This is a genomic window from Rhodococcus ruber (genome assembly GCF_027270735.1).
GTDB lineage: Bacteria > Actinomycetota > Actinomycetes > Mycobacteriales > Mycobacteriaceae > Rhodococcoides > Rhodococcoides rubrum_A.
In genome coordinates this window covers 588,295-600,699 of sequence record NZ_JAPWIJ010000001.1, presented here as the reverse complement: position 1 = coordinate 600,699, position 12,405 = coordinate 588,295, and the positions used below count along the sequence as shown (strand labels likewise).

At 65.6% G+C, this 12,405-nt stretch carries 13 protein-coding genes; 7 read left to right on the top strand and 6 right to left on the bottom strand.

What is annotated here, in order from left to right; all coding sequences use genetic code 11:
- Positions 1-11 precede the first annotated feature (11 nt).
- Genes O4220_RS02925 through O4220_RS02910 form a run of 4 tightly spaced genes read right to left on the bottom strand, consistent with a single transcriptional unit; the run spans position 12 to position 2,643 of the window.
- On the bottom strand, positions 12-836 hold the full coding sequence (locus O4220_RS02925) for a spermidine synthase (protein WP_269602059.1): 825 nt from the start codon (positions 834-836) through the stop codon (positions 12-14).
- On the bottom strand, positions 829-1,269 hold the full coding sequence (locus tag O4220_RS02920; protein WP_269602058.1) for a cupin domain-containing protein: 441 nt from the start codon (positions 1,267-1,269) through the stop codon (positions 829-831). The genes O4220_RS02925 and O4220_RS02920 overlap by 8 nt, the downstream gene beginning before the upstream one ends.
- Positions 1,270-1,279: 10 nt before the next feature.
- Positions 1,280-1,945 carry an SDR family NAD(P)-dependent oxidoreductase gene (locus O4220_RS02915; RefSeq protein WP_269602057.1) on the bottom strand — a complete coding sequence of 222 codons (666 nt, stop codon included), beginning with the start codon at positions 1,943-1,945 and terminating at the stop codon, positions 1,280-1,282.
- Positions 1,942-2,643: a TetR/AcrR family transcriptional regulator gene (locus tag O4220_RS02910; protein ID WP_269602055.1), complete on the bottom strand. Its 702-nt coding sequence runs from the start codon at positions 2,641-2,643 to the stop codon at positions 1,942-1,944. The genes O4220_RS02915 and O4220_RS02910 overlap by 4 nt, the downstream gene beginning before the upstream one ends.
- A gap of 187 nt (positions 2,644-2,830) precedes the next feature.
- Between O4220_RS02910 and O4220_RS02905 the strand changes: the two genes are divergently transcribed.
- From O4220_RS02905 to O4220_RS02875, 7 genes are read left to right on the top strand one after another with little or no spacing between them, the layout of a single operon-like run.
- On the top strand, positions 2,831-4,378 hold the full coding sequence (locus O4220_RS02905) for an amino acid permease (RefSeq protein WP_269602054.1): 1,548 nt from the start codon (positions 2,831-2,833) through the stop codon (positions 4,376-4,378).
- A 6-nt stretch (positions 4,379-4,384) separates the two neighbouring features.
- Positions 4,385-5,167: an urea amidolyase associated protein UAAP1 gene (locus tag O4220_RS02900; protein ID WP_269602053.1), complete on the top strand. Its 783-nt coding sequence runs from the start codon at positions 4,385-4,387 to the stop codon at positions 5,165-5,167.
- A complete protein-coding gene (locus tag O4220_RS02895) occupies positions 5,149-5,817 on the top strand; it encodes an urea amidolyase associated protein UAAP2 (protein ID WP_269602051.1) in 669 nt (222 codons plus the stop codon). The genes O4220_RS02900 and O4220_RS02895 overlap by 19 nt, the downstream gene beginning before the upstream one ends.
- A complete protein-coding gene (locus tag O4220_RS02890; protein WP_420030304.1) occupies positions 5,814-7,838 on the top strand; it encodes a 5-oxoprolinase/urea amidolyase family protein in 2,025 nt (674 codons plus the stop codon). The genes O4220_RS02895 and O4220_RS02890 overlap by 4 nt, the downstream gene beginning before the upstream one ends.
- Positions 7,828-9,531 carry an allophanate hydrolase gene (gene atzF / locus O4220_RS02885; RefSeq protein ID WP_269602050.1) on the top strand — a complete coding sequence of 568 codons (1,704 nt, stop codon included), beginning with the start codon at positions 7,828-7,830 and terminating at the stop codon, positions 9,529-9,531. Before O4220_RS02890 ends, atzF begins: the two co-directional genes overlap by 11 nt.
- Positions 9,532-9,577: 46 nt before the next feature.
- Positions 9,578-10,081: a PaaI family thioesterase gene (locus tag O4220_RS02880; RefSeq protein ID WP_269602049.1), complete on the top strand. Its 504-nt coding sequence runs from the start codon at positions 9,578-9,580 to the stop codon at positions 10,079-10,081.
- 26 nt (positions 10,082-10,107) lie between these two features.
- The gene (locus O4220_RS02875; protein ID WP_269602048.1) at positions 10,108-10,626 is read left to right on the top strand and encodes a winged helix-turn-helix transcriptional regulator; all 519 of its coding nucleotides are present in this window, start codon (positions 10,108-10,110) and stop codon (positions 10,624-10,626) included.
- Here the strand turns inward: O4220_RS02875 and O4220_RS02870 are convergent.
- The gene (locus O4220_RS02870) at positions 10,576-11,217 is read right to left on the bottom strand and encodes a LysE family translocator (protein ID WP_269602249.1); all 642 of its coding nucleotides are present in this window, start codon (positions 11,215-11,217) and stop codon (positions 10,576-10,578) included. The two genes, O4220_RS02875 and O4220_RS02870, sit on opposite strands and share 51 nt — an antisense overlap.
- A 61-nt stretch (positions 11,218-11,278) precedes the next feature.
- Positions 11,279-12,169 carry an SGNH/GDSL hydrolase family protein gene (locus tag O4220_RS02865; RefSeq protein WP_269602047.1) on the bottom strand — a complete coding sequence of 297 codons (891 nt, stop codon included), beginning with the start codon at positions 12,167-12,169 and terminating at the stop codon, positions 11,279-11,281.
- Positions 12,170-12,405: the final 236 nt, after the last annotated feature.

Sequence of the window (12,405 nt, the reverse complement as noted above, 5' to 3'; positions counted from 1 at the left end):
GTTGCAGCGCCTCAATCCCGCAACACCTTCGCATCACGTGCGAAAGCTGTGACCTCATCGGTCAACCACACGTGTGCCGGAACTGCGCCGCCGAGTAGTTCACGGGCCAATGCCGGGGAATCCCCGATCGGGACGTCGCTGCCGGCGATGATGATGTTGCCGTAACGCCTGCCCTTGAGCATCGCCGGATCCGCGACGATCGCCGTGTGCGGAAAGATACTTCCGATGGTCGACGCCTCCTGCTTCGCGAGCGACAGGTCCCGGCGGTCACCGCAGTTGACGACGTACATGCCGCCGGGTGAGAGGACGCGTCGGACATGGGTGGTGAATTCGGCGGTGAGCAGCGGGGCCGGAGTTGTGGCTCCGGCGAACACATCTCGCACGATCAGGTCACGACTGTTCTCGCTCAGAGTTTCAGTGACCGCTCTGGCCTCGCCGACGCGTATGCGCAGCAACGGTGCCCGCGGTAGGTCGAACCATTCGCGCACCAGCTCCGAGAGCTTCCCATCGAGCTCCACGACCACCTGACGCGCACCGGGAAATTCGGCGGTGAACGAGCGTGCCAGCGTGCAGGCCCCGCCCCCGAGATGCAGCGCCCGCAGCGAGAAGGTCGAATCCCACTGCGCACGAACCAGTCCCGAGATCCACCGCATGTACTCGAACTCGAGCACCGTGGGGTCGTTCATGTCGATGTGCGAACTCGGAACATCGTTGACGTTGACGACCCACCCGTCGTCCGAGAAGGTGTCGCGCACCAATTCACAGGTGCCCGAATCGATCTCGAACACGCCGGGTTGCAGAGAGCCGGCAGACGGCGTCGCCCGCTTCCTACCCATGGGAGTCCTCGAGCCGGAAGTCCTCGAAATCGAATCCGGGAGTGACGATGCAGCTCACCAGGCTCGGTTCGTCGCCCACCGGCTGCGCCCGCTGCCAGACCAACGGTGGCACGATCTGCTGCGGAGATTCGGGCGCAACCAGCAGCGAGGTCGCCTCACCCGGTTTGTCAGCTGCGCCGCCGAGGTCCAGCTGCACTGGACTTCCTCGGTGGTAGAGCCACATCTCGGTGCCGCGAACAGTGTGCCAGGCCGACTGCTGACCGGGCATCAGCAAGAACAGGATTGCCGTACCCGCCGCGCGCGGGCCGGGATAACCGGCGGGCAGAGATGTCTGTGGAATCGTGACCTCGCTGCGCCAGGTCTCCTTGAACCAACCACCCTCCGGGTGGGGTGCAAGGTGCAGGCTCTGAGCCCAGTCGGGCAGCGATGTCATGCCGGCAAGCCTAGTCAGCCGAGATTTGAACCCGGAACCTGTTCCGTTCGGTGTGCAGACTCCACAGCTGCTCGGCGAGAGCCTCGGGGCTCTTCTTCGGATCGTCGGCATCGATGGCTCCACCGATGATCAACTGCGACACCTGGATTCCCTCCGCGGCCAACTCCTCGTTGAGCAGCTGTGCATACGCGGCCTGGCCTGCGAACGCGATGGACGTGCCGGTGACCGTACGACCGGGCTTCACCGCCGAGCCGCCGTTGACGAACAGGATCGTGCCTTTGTTCTCGCCGAGGAACCGCATCCCCGGCAACACCTGATGGACGGCAGCGATCGATCCGTAGATGGAGAACTCGACCGGGCCCGCCATGTCTGCCGGGGTGGTCTCGAGTACGGGCCGCATGAAGTCCTTCTGCGGGAGCGGGCTGTACTGCAGCACCTCGATGGGGCCGAGCGTTTCGGTGACCTGCTCCAAGGCCGCGGCGATCGAGGCCGGGTCGCGCACGTCGGCGGCGAAGCCCTTGGCGGATACACCGTCGGCCACCAGCTGATCAGCGAGCGCGTCGACACGGGACTGGTTGCGGGAGATGAGGCCGACCGAGAAGCCCTGCGCGCCGAACTTACGCGCCACTGCTGCTCCGAGACCTGCACCTGCTCCGACTATTGCTATGGACGTCATGTCGAATGCAAGGACCGACGATGCTCGACTATTCCGACGAACGCCTCGAGCAGGGCCTCCGCACTCCGGTGCAACCCCGTGACGTCCCCTGTCCAGCCGAGCACCCGCAGGGCGGCCTCGGCGATCCCCGCCGCATCCGCCGTCGGGTCGCGGCGTCCGTTTTCGCGGTCGGCGCGCGCATTCACTACGGTCTCCACCAGGCGAAACGGCAGGTCTTCCGTGCCAGGTCGACGTTCGGAGTCGAGTTGCACAAGCGTGTCCGACGCTATGGCCGCATACAGACTCATCAGCGTGTACCGATGGACGCGGAAGGTCTCGAAGCGCTCGCTGCGCAGCTCGGGGAGCAGGTACAGCGCGCCCAGGTTCCAGGTGGACGCGGCGAGCTGCCCGGCGTCGAAGTAGGCGAGCGCGTACATCTGGGTCGAGGCCTCGGCCCCGGAATCGCGGATTCGCTGCGCAACGGCCAACGGCGCGTCGACGGTGCCGCTGAGAAGTGCGTCGAGGATGTCGTCCTTGGTGGCGAAGTGGTGATAGAGCGAGGCCTGACGCAATCCGACGGCCTCGGCGATGACGCGAGTCGAGGTGTTGGTGAAGCCGCGGGTGGTGAACAGCTCGGCCGAGGCGTCGAGTATCTCCTCGCGAGCGGTGTCGCCGGGCCGCTTCTTTGTGCTCAACCTCGGTCTGCCTGCGCCGGTCATGACTGCATCTTGTCAGGTCCACGTGACGGTGAGATTTCTGTCATCTGATCGAAATAGACGAAACGAGCTTGTTTCACGACGGACACCGCCCGGGAACGGCGGCGCCGAAAACTATCAACTGACAGAAACCCGCCTCGGCGATGCAGCGGGCGGTCACTCACCACCCACCTCGCCCGTAGGAGTGAACATGAGCTCGACAACATTGCCGGCCCCCGGCGCGGGATCGGAACCGGTTCGCACGACGGACCATTCGGACCTGGCCGCCCTCGGCTACGACCAGCAGCTGCACCGCAGTCTCGGCAAGTACGCGTCGTTCGCCGCCGGCTTCTCGTTCGTCTCGATCCTCACCACCATCTTCCAGCTCTTCGGCCTCGGCTTCAGCTTCGGCGGCCCGGCCTTCTTTCTCACCTGGCCGCTGGTGTTCCTCGGCCAGTTCATGGTGGCCCTCAACTTCGCCGAACTCGCAGCCCGCTATCCCATCTCGGGTGCCATCTACCACTGGTCACGGCGCATGGGCGGCGAACTGGTCGGGTGGTTCGCCGGATGGTTCATGATCATCGCGCAGATCGTCACCGCCTCCGCCGCTGCCATCGCATTGCAGGTCGTCCTCCCCAGCATCTGGGGCGGATTCCAGTTCATCGGTGAGGACACCGCGCTCACCTCGTCGAGCGGAGCTGCGAATGCCGTTGTGCTCGGATCGATTCTGCTGGTACTCACCACCACGATCAACTGCATCGGCGTGAACTGGATGTCGCGCATCAACAGCATCGGCGTCACCTGCGAGATCGTCGGCGTCATCGCGCTGGTGCTGGTGTTCTTCACCCATGCCGAGCGCGGACCGCAGGTGGTCTTCGATACCGGAAGTGCCGGAGCAGATCCCGGTTACATCGGCGCATGGATCATCTCGGGCCTGATGGCCGCCTACGTCATGGTCGGCTTCGGCTCGGCAGGCGAACTCGCCGAGGAAACCCGCAATCCCCGACGCGTCGCACCGCGCACCATCCGCCTCGCCCTCTCGGCATCGGCACTCGGCGGTGGCCTGATGATCGTCGGCGCACTGATGGCCGCTCCCAGTCTCACCGACGGTGAGCTTGCGACGCAGGGCCTTCCGTACGTCATCGACTCGATCCTCACCTCGCCGTGGGGCAAGGTCCTGCTCGTCGACGTCGCCATTGCCGTGTTCATCTGCACCCTCGCGATCCAGACCGCGGCCTCGCGGCTGATGTTCTCCATGGCCCGTGACGGTCGACTTCCCGCGTCCGCCGCGTTGGCGAAGGTGAACTCGCGCACCGGAACCCCCATTGCACCCTCGGTGCTCATCGGTCTCGCCTGCATCGCGATCCTGGCGGTCAACGTCGGCAACTCCGCGATCTTCACCACGCTGTCGAGCGTCTGCATCGTGCTGATCTACCTCGCGTACATGATGGTCACCGTCCCACTGCTGATCCAGCGACTCAAGGGATGGCCGCACGGCGGAGTGCAGAAAGACGCCGACGGCGAGAAGCTCTTCACCCTCGGCCGACTGGGCCTGCCCGTCAACATCGCCGCAGTTCTCTACGGGGGCCTGATGGTGATCAACCTGTCTTGGCCGCGGGCCGAGATCTTCGACCCCACCGGCGAATTCCCACTGCTGCGGTGGGCCGCACCTTTGACCGTCCTCGCAGTGATCGTCGTGGGTATCGCCTGCCTGCCCCACGGCAAAGCCCACCCCAAGCCCGTCACGATCGGAGCCTGAACTCTCATGAGCACCGCAACAACGTATTCCGCCAAGGAACACGCACGGTCCCAGGCGACCGTCGCGCCCGCACCCACAGCACCGGAGGGTATCTCGGAACTCACCTGGGCCGAATCGGTGCCAGGCGGAAGCTACACCACCAAGGTCCTCGCCCGCGGAACCCGCCTGCGTCTCGTCGACGTGGACGGTGCTGCCTGCGCCAATCTGTTGCTCTATCGCGTCGACGCGCCGTGGGAACGGCTCAACAGCGCCGACACCGTCAAGGTTCCGTGGCAGGCGTACCTGAGCGCAGGCCACCCCCTGCTCTCGGACCAGGGTCGTGTGCTGGCGACCATCGTCGACGACACGTCCGGCCACCACGACGCACTGTGCGGCGCGACGTCATCCGCCACGAACATCGCCAAATACGGAGTGAACGGGCCACATTCGCCGGCACCGGCCGGACGTGAACTGTTCACCCTTGCCGCAGCCAAGCACGGACTGGAACCGCGGGATGTCGCGCCGTCCCTGTCGTTCTTCCACGGAGTCACCGTCGAAGCGGACGGGAGCCTCGTCAGCACCGGCTCGGCAGGACGGGGCCGCTCGGTCGACCTGCTCATCCACCTGCCGGTGATCGTGTTGCTCGCCAACACCGCTCACCCACTCGACCCCAGCCCCGAGTACCCCACGACGACGCTCGACGTACTGGCCTGGAAGGCACCCGAAGAGCTGCTCGCCCTCGACAACACGGAACCGGAATACCAGCGCGCAGTACAGAACACCGAGAACGCATGGAAGGCAGCGCAGTGACTACCAGTGCAGTGACCACCAGCACCCTCGAGACCACGATCGTACGAGACGAAATCGCGCCCGCGTTCGGGCCCTGGTCCGCAGTCGTCGAGGCCGGTGACGTCCTGACCATCGTCGACCTCTACGGTAATCAGGCCGTCGACACTCTGCTGTACGGGGCTCACGACCACTCGCTCCGGTACTCCGCGGCCGCGACGGTCACCGCGCAACAGAACCTGTTCCTCACCACCGGAACCGTTCTGCGCACCGATGATTCGACACCGCTGATGACCATAGTCGAGGACGAGGTCGGCAACCACGACACCGTGGGTGGTGCCTGCTCCAAGGAATCGAACACCCTGCGTTACGGCCACCACACCCAGCACCAGCACGCGTGCGTCGAGAACTTCCTCATCGAGGGTTCCAAGTGGGGTCTCGGCAAGCGAGACCTGGCCCCCAACATCAACTTCTTCATGAACGTCCCCGTCGACGCGGACGGCACCCTCGGAATCGTCGACGGCTTGTCGGCTCCCGGCAAGAAGCTGTCGCTGCGTGCCGAGATCGACACGCTGGTGCTGGTGTCCAACTGCCCGCAGATCAACAACCCCTGCAACGGATTCGATCCCACTGCAGTGCAGATGATCGTGACGCGAGAGTCGGGTCGAGCATGAACGCTGTGAACAGTACGGCCGCCAAGATGACCGTGCAGCGGCCCGGAATGCTCACCACGGTGCAGGACTGGCCGGGACGCGTCGGATATTGGAAGGTGGGCGTGCCGCCGTCGGGACCGATGGACGATCTGTCGTTCCGGCTCGGCAACACCGCGCTCGGCAACCCCGAGGGTGCGCCGGGACTCGAATCGACCATGGCCGGGCCGGCATTGACGTTCGACGCCGATACCTACGTCTGTGTGACCGGTGCCGCGGTGCCGGTGCGCATCGACGGCCGACCGGCCCCGCAGTGGCGACCGGTTCTGGTACCTGCCGGAGCAACACTGGACGTGGGCACCACCACCGGACACGGTCTGCGGGTGTATGTCCTGATGCAGGGCGGCCTCGACGTCGACGACTACCTCGGCAGCGCAGCAACATTCACGCTCGGTAAGTTCGGCGGACATCGCGGCGGCATCCTAGGCGAGGGCGACATCATCGGACTGGCCGGCCGCTCCGACAACTCCGCCGTCCTCGGGCCGATCCCCATGGAACACCTGCCGGTGCTGACGTCCGCGTGGGACATCGCCGTCACCGAAGGCCCGCACGGAGCGCCCGAGTTCTTCACCCGCGACGACATCGACACCCTTTACGCCACCCGCTACGAGGTGCACTTCAATTCCGATCGCACCGGAGTCCGGCTGATCGGACCCAAGCCGCAGTGGGCTCGCGCCGACGGCGGCGAGGCCGGATTGCACCCGTCGAACATCCACGACAACGCCTACAGCGTCGGTGCCTTGGACTTCACCGGTGATACCCCGATCCTGCTCGGCCCCGACGGTCCCAGTCTCGGCGGATTCGTCTGTCCCGTCACCGTTGTCGCGGCCGAACGCTGGAAGCTCGGCCAACTTCGTCCCGGAGACACCATCCGATTCGTTCCGGTCCGGGCTGCGGCCACCGCGCCGTTGGGATCGCTCGGCCTCGCCCGGCGCGCATCACTGCCCGCGGTCTTCTCAGCCGGCGGTGACGGCGACGACGGCGTCATCGCTCGACGCGACGCCGATACGTGCGTCACCTACCGCCGATCTGGTGACGACAACGTGCTCGTCGAATACGGCGACATGAAACTCGACCTCACCCTGCGAGCACGGGTACACGCGCTACACCAGCGTGTCGAGGCCATCGCGCCCCGAGGCCTGCTGGATCTGACCCCCGGCATCCGCTCACTGCAGGTCAAGGTGAATCCCGATGTGCTCTCGATCGATTCGTTGATGGGGCTGCTCGCCGAGGTCGAGGACGATCTACCCGCAGCCTCGGAACTCGTGGTCCCCAGCCGCCAGGTTCGGCTCCCGCTCTCGTGGGACGACCCCTCGACCCGCGAAGCAATTCAGCGGTACATGCACGGCGTGCGCGCCGACGCCCCGTGGTGCCCCTGGAACATCGAGTTCATCCGGCGGATGAACGGACTCGATTCCGTTGCAGACGTTTTCGACACTGTTTTCGCCGCCGACTACATGGTGCTCGGGCTCGGCGACGTGTACTTGGGCGCTCCGGTGGCGACCCCGTTGGACCCGCGGCACCGTCTGGTGACGACGAAGTACAACCCGGCCCGCACGTGGACGCCGGAGAACGCCGTCGGCATCGGCGGAGCGTACCTGTGCATCTACGGCATGGAAGGCCCCGGCGGATACCAGTTCGTCGGCCGAACCACGCAGGTGTGGAACCACAGTGCCGCCTACAGCGGCGGGCCGTTCGAGGAAGGAACCCCGTGGCTGTTGCGATTCTTCGACCGAATCTCCTGGTACTCGGTCGAACCCGAGGAGCTGATGGACTTGCGCGCCGATCTGGCAGCAGGCCGCGGCGGTGGAGTGGAGATCACCGACGGTGAGTTCTCGCTCGCCGAGCACGAGAGCTTCCTCGACACCAACGCCGACTCCATCGCCGAATTCCGCGCGACGCAGGCCGTGGCCTTCGGAGCCGAACGAGACGCATGGTCGGCAGCCGGAGAATTCGACAAGAGAGGCAAGATCGATGCTGCCTGAGGTACGAGAACGAGTTCTGCAGGCCTACAAACGAATCGCGGAGGTCGACCGACCCGAGGTGTGGATCACCCTGCGCGACGAGAACGACGTACTGGCCGAGGCCACGGCTCTCGAACGTGCCCTGGAGGCAGGCGCAGATCTGCCGCTCGCCGGTGTGCTGGTTGCCGTCAAGGACAACATCGACGTCGCCGGTCTGCCCACTACTGCGGCCTGCCCCGAATTCGCCTATGAGCCCATTGAATCCGCTGTTGCCATCGAGCGACTGACGAGCCAGGGTGCACTGGTGCTGGGCAAGACCAACCTCGATCAGTTCGCCACCGGGCTGGTCGGCACCCGCAGTCCGTACGGCGCAGTGCGCTGTGCCTGGGACCCCACGCTGGTCTCGGGCGGATCCAGCTCCGGCTCTGCTGCCGCGGTGGCGCTGGGCATTGCCGACATCGGAATCGGTACCGACACAGCCGGTTCCGGACGAGTCCCTGCCGCGTTCCACGGCCTGGTGGGAATCAAGACCTCACTGGGAATCGTGCCGAACACAGGCGTGGTGCCCGCGTGCGCCGACTACGACTGCGTCACCGTGCTCGCTCCCGATCTCGACAGTGCCACGGCGGCGATGAAAGTCATGACCGGTCCCACCATCACCGATCCACGCAGCCGGGCCTGGCCCGCCGACGTTCGACTGGCCGCGTCGCCGACGCCTCGCGTTGCCATCCCGCGAGGTGAGGACCTGGCATCGTTGAGCCCGGCGTACCGTCGGGCATTCGAGGAGACGGTCGCAGGCCTGGCCGAGAAGGGCTTCACCCACGTCGAGGTCGATATCTCAGGGCTACTCGACGCTGCGACGCTGCTCTACGACGGAGCCATTGTGGCGCAGCGGTATTCGGCGGTCGGGAAATTCCTCGACTCCACGCCTGCCGGGGCCGACCCCACGGTGGCCGCGATCGTCGGATCGGCAGCCGGGCCGTCCGCGCATCGGTACGTGGACGATCTCGCCGCTCTCGCCGAAGCCGAGACTGCGGCCCGCGCACTGCTGAACGGTTTCGACGGTCTACTGCTGCCCACCACCACCGAACACCCGACCATCGCTGCGGTGCAGTCGGATCCGATCGCCATCAATCGTCGCCTCGGTACGTTCACCAACTTCTGCAATCTGCTCGACATGGCCGCGGTTGCGGTTCCCGGTGCCCCGACGTCGGACGGCAGTCCGTTCGGAGTCATGTTCGTCGTCCCCGCGTTCGAGGATCAGATCGCGATCGACCTCGCCGCTCGACTGGGTGGCATCGCTTCTCCGTCGCTGATCGACGACGGTATCGAGGTGTTGGCTGTAGGAGCGCACCTGCGCGGTTTTCCGGTGCACCACCAACTGACCGATCGCGGCGCACGGTTCAGCGGCGAGGTGACCACGTCTGCGGACTATCGACTCGTGGATCTGCACACCACACCGCCCAAGCCGGGTTTGGTGCGGCGGGAAGGGGACGGCGCACCCATTGCCGGAGAGCTGTACCGAATGTCCGCTGCCGCGCTCGGCACCTTCCTCGCCGGGTTGCCCGCGCCGATGGGCCTCGGGCCGGTCGAGTTGTCGGACGGGCGCTGGGTCACCGGGTTCTGCTGCGCACACGATGCGGCCGAGAGAGGGACCGACATCACCGAGTACGGCGGTTGGCGCACATATTGCGATCGAGGGTTACCATCATGAGCAGCTGACTATCATCGTGATAGTCACTCGAGGATGGGCCAGGCACATGATCACTGATGAGCATCGACGATCGCAGACCTTCTCGTGGGTCGACCCCGCCGAGGTGCTGAAGACTGCTTCGACCATGAGTGGTCTCGACGCCATGCGTGCGCTGGCGAACGGCGAGTTGGCACCTCCGCCCATCGCAGCGCTCATGCAGTTCTCCCCGGTCTCGGTCGAGAACGGCAAGGTGGTGTTCGAGTGCCAACCTTCCGAGGCGCACTACAACCCGATCGGCATGGTGCACGGCGGGCTGGTGTGCACGCTTCTCGACACAGTCCTCGGTTGCGCGGCCCACACCACGCTCCCGGCAGGCACCGGGTACACCTCCATCGACATCAACGTCAGCTACCAACGCCCGGTGCACTCTCACAGCGGACCTTTGACGGCCACGGGGACCGTGGTCAAGAGCGGCTCGCGGGTGATCTTCACGGAGGGTTCTGTAGTCGACAACACCGGCAGAGTCGTCGCAACCGGGACGAGCTCGTTGCTGGTCATCGCGGGAAGGTAGCTGTGCACCGTCGTAGTTTCGCGGACATGGAGTGCCCCATCGCCGGGGCGCTCGAGCAGGTCGGCGAATGGTGGACGCTGCTGATCCTGCGGGATGTGCTCGACGGCTTCTCTCGCTTCGATGAGCTGGAGTCCAATCTCGGTATTGCTCCGAACATGTTGGCGCGCAGACTCAAAGGCCTGGTCGACGGCGGGATGCTGACCAAGGTGCAATACAGCGAGCACCCCCCGCGCCACGAGTACGTACCGACGGCGCGGGCCCGTGAACTCAGCACGGTCATCGTCGCTCTGTATGCATGGGGAAACAAGCATGTGCCGCACCAGGATCGGCGGGTGGTGCTGGTGGACGGAGACGGCCGACCGATCGATCCGGTGCTCGTCGATCGCGAGACGGGAAGGACTCTGCGCGAGAGCCACGCGCAGTTCCTGCCGGGCCCGGCTGCATCCGAAGCCGTACGGCAACGGCTGGACCCGGATATGCGAGCCGCGCGTCGATCACGCCGGGAGCGGCCTGCTTCCGTCGGTGGCGACACGCATCGCCAGTAGCCCGAGCACGGTGCCCATGAGGTAGCGCTGCATCTTCAGCCAGGTGGGCCGGACGGCGAGGAATCGGGCGATCGATCCGGCCAGCACGACGATCGCCAGGTTGACCGCGACCGCCACGGCGATCTGCACGCCGCCGAGCGTGAAGCCCTGCAGCAGAAGGCGTCCGGCCGCGGGATCGACGAACTGCGGAATGACGGAGATATACATGATCGCGATCTTCGGGTTCAGCAGGTTGGTCACCAAACCCATGGTGAACAACCGTCGAGTCGAATCCTGTTGCAGCTCGGCCGGTTCGAATGCCGAGACGCTTCCGCGCAGCGCCTGCACCGCCAACCAGGCAAGGTAGGCGGCACCGGCGAGCTTGACCACCGTGTACAACGCGGGCACGGCCGTGAATACCGCTGCCAGTCCGAGATTGGTGGCCGTCAGATAGACGACGAAGCCGACAGCCACACCAGCGAGCGACACCATTCCCGACCGCCTCCCTTGCGAGATGCTGCGCGAGACGAGATAGATCATGTTGGGCCCCGGCGTCAGAACCAACACCAGAGCCACCGCGAACACCCCGATTGCAGCGGAACACGAGACCATGGTGTCGAGCATGGGCGACCGGGACCGACTGCTCCATGGCCAGTTTCCATGTCGTGGTTACCTACCCGGCGCGCACGGCCTCCGCGACCGCGTCACCTATTGCTGCCATTCCGGCCGCCGTCGGATGCAGTGGCGCAGCGGGATTCTGCGGGACGACGCCCTCGAAGTATCGCTGATCGGGAGCCACGCAGACGTCGTGGCCGACGCTCAGCGCCTCGGTGTCGACGAACTCGGCAGCGTGCTCGCCGGCCTGCGTCCGTAAGGCCTCGTTCATCGCGGTGATGCTGCCCTGGATGTAGTCGGCGTCCTCGGGCAGCATCGGCTGAGTGGGGAAGCAGCCACCGTCCGGCAGATAGGTGCCGTAACCGACAACGAGTATCCGCGCGTCGGGCGCGCGCTCGGCCACCGCGTCGAGCATGGCTCCCCAGTTCGGTGCCTTCTCCGCGATGGCAGCGGCGACGGTGTCGACGCCGCCCGCGGTGAGCCGGTCCTTGCAGACGTTGGTCGCCGACGACGCCGTGAAGGTCAAGCAGCCCACGGCCGTCGACACCAGTCCGATGTCGTTTCCGCCGATCGTGATCGTCACCAGATCGGTGTCTGCAGACAGAGCATCGAGCTGCACCGGCACCTCACCGCTGGATGTGCCCTGCGGAGTGGAGACGATGTTCTCGGTGATGGCACCCGAGCATGTGACGTCGATGAACGAAGCGACAGCTAGTTCTTCCGCGAGAACGTGCGGGTAGTTGGAGTCGGACTGCTGGCATCCCGGTGCGCCGACCTGGTCTGGGATCCGCGGGCCCGACGCGGCCGAATCCCCGAGAGCCACGTAGTCGAGGGAGGCGTAGTCGAGGGAGGCAGGAGCGCTCGCAGTCGGCGCGGGAGGTTCCGTTGTGCAGGCCGTGAGTACACAGGCAGCCGCAGCAACACCGGCGACGATTCCCTGGATTCTCACAGCCTCGACGCTACAGCTGCCGGTAGCCTCGAACGGGTTGTCCGCACGAAACATCTACACAACGAAGGCAGGAACATTTCATGATCACCAATTTCATCAACGCGATCCTCGGCGGCTTCGGCTCCATCTCCGCAGGCAGCAGCGGCTTCGAGCTGGCACCGGGCACACTGCCCTTCGGCCTGTAGAGCCCGGCCGTACGCTCACCCTCGCGGTGTCGACGATTCGTTCGGCACCGC